Genomic DNA, 1,942 nt, shown 5'->3' with positions numbered 1-1,942 from the left:
GACCGACCCGACCCGCCGGCCCGGCAGTCCGCCTACCCGCCCCGGCCGTCCGCCGTCAGGAGCCGATCAGGCCCGTCGGCAGGGAGCCCGAACCGAGAGAGCCGGCGCCACCGGAGAACCCGTTGCGCCACGCGACCACGGTCGACGGCCGCGGCTGCGAGGTGCCGCCGTCGGGCCAGTGCGAGGCGGGGTTCTCGATCGACGCGCCGTCCTTCTCGCCGGGGTGCTGGACGTTGACGATCGCCCGGTTGTCGAACACCAGCGGTCCGCAGGTCTCGGCCCCGACGGGGACCGTGAGGAACAGCTTGGTCTCGCCGCGGTTCGGACCTTCGGTCGCCACCGAGTAGAGGCCGTCGTTGAAGCCGAGGGCGTTGCCGTCGGTGGACACCCACAGTCCCCCGGCCGGGTCGAAGGCGACGTTGTCCGGGCAGGAGATGGGGCTGACCTTCGACTTGTCGAAGCCGCCGAAGTACGAGTCCGCCTCGGCCGGGTCGCCACACACCAGCAGCAGGTTCCAGCCGAAGGTGGTGCCGGCGTGGTCGTCGGTGATCTCGACGACCTGACCGTGCTTGTTGTTGTGCCGCGGGTTGGCCTCGTCCACGTTCGCGGTCGTGCGGCGGGTGTTGTTGGTCAGCGCCATGTAGACCTTGCCGGTGGTCGGGCTGGGCTCGACGTCCTCGGGGCGGTCCATTTTGGTGGCGCCGACGCGGTCGCCGGCCATGCGGGTGTACACCGCGACCTGCTCCGGGGTCATGCCCGGCACGTGTGAGACGGCGTTCCCACCGGGCGCGACGGTCATCAGCGGGATCCAGGTGCCGGTGCCGTCGAACGCGCCGTCGGCGGGCAGCGCCCCGGAGCCGTCGATCTGCGCGGCGGGGGAGTTGCCGGTGAACGTCGCCACGTAGAGGGTGCCCTCGTCGAGGATCTTCATGTTCTCGGCCCGCGCGGCCGAGCCGGTCCCGGGTGTGATCCGGCGGCTGGAGACGAACTTGTAGAGGTAGTCGAAGCGCTCGTCGTCGCCGGAATAGGCGACGACGGTGCCGTCACCGGTGACGTGGACCGAGGCGCCCTCGTGCTTGAACCGGCCCATCGCGGAGTGCTTGACCGGGGTCGAGGTCGGATCCCAGGGATCCACCTCGACGACGTAACCGAAGCGGTTGACCTCGTTGGGCTCGGCGGCCGGGTCGAAGCGGGCGTCGAACTCCTCCCACCGGCGCCCCGAGCGGGAGACGGACACGCCGTAGCGGCGCAGGGCCTCGAGACGCTCCGTGTCGGTGACCGTCCCGGTGGTGCCGAAGTACTGGTTGAAGTTCTCCTCCCCGGACAGGACGGTGCCCCACGGTGTGTGCCCGCCGGCGCAGTTGTTCAGTGTGCCGAGCACGCGGGTGCCGGTCGGGTCGGCCGTGGTCCGGGTCAGGGGGCCGACGGCGGGTCCGCGCAGCTCGAACGGGGTGGTGGCGGTGATGCGCCGGTTGTAGGACCCCATGACGGGGTCGAGCCCGCCGTCGCCGGCGCGGCTGGCCAGCTCGACCACCGTCAGCCCGTGGGCCGCCCAGGCGATCTCGACCTGCTCGCGGGTCGGGGCCGAGGAATCGTACTCGCGGAACATCGAGGGCTCGGTCGTGTACTCGTGGTTGACGGTGAGCAGGAAGCGCTCGTCGCGGTCGTCCATCGGGAACATCACCGCCAGATCGCAGTTGTAGCCGTACTGCATGGCCTGCGCGGCGGCGGTCTGGTTCTCGAAGTCGAACTCCGGGGCGCCCGGCAGCACGGGGTCGCCCCACCGGATCACCACATCGCTCGAGTATCCCGCCGGGACGGTGACGGCGTCGGCGGTGTTGGGCGCGACCGGGGCGAACCCCGTGTCGATCGTGGCCCCGCCGGTGGACCCGGTGGGTCCGAGCGAGCCGGCGGCGGACGAGCCCTGCGCCGCGGCGGTCGC

At 71.6% G+C, this 1,942-nt stretch carries 1 protein-coding gene; it reads right to left on the bottom strand.

Going from position 1 to position 1,942, the window contains the following annotated elements; translation table 11 throughout:
* Positions 1-55 precede the first annotated feature (55 nt).
* The coding region (locus tag G6024_RS15075; protein WP_159149078.1) for a PhoX family protein at positions 56-1,942 on the bottom strand (1,887 nt) is incomplete at its 5' end.

This window comes from Dietzia maris, from assembly GCF_014144855.1.
In the GTDB taxonomy this organism is placed as follows: Bacteria; Actinomycetota; Actinomycetes; order Mycobacteriales; family Mycobacteriaceae; genus Dietzia; species Dietzia kunjamensis.
The sequence above is the reverse complement of the archived record's forward strand: the minus strand, read 5'-3'. Positions and strand labels throughout refer to the sequence as shown.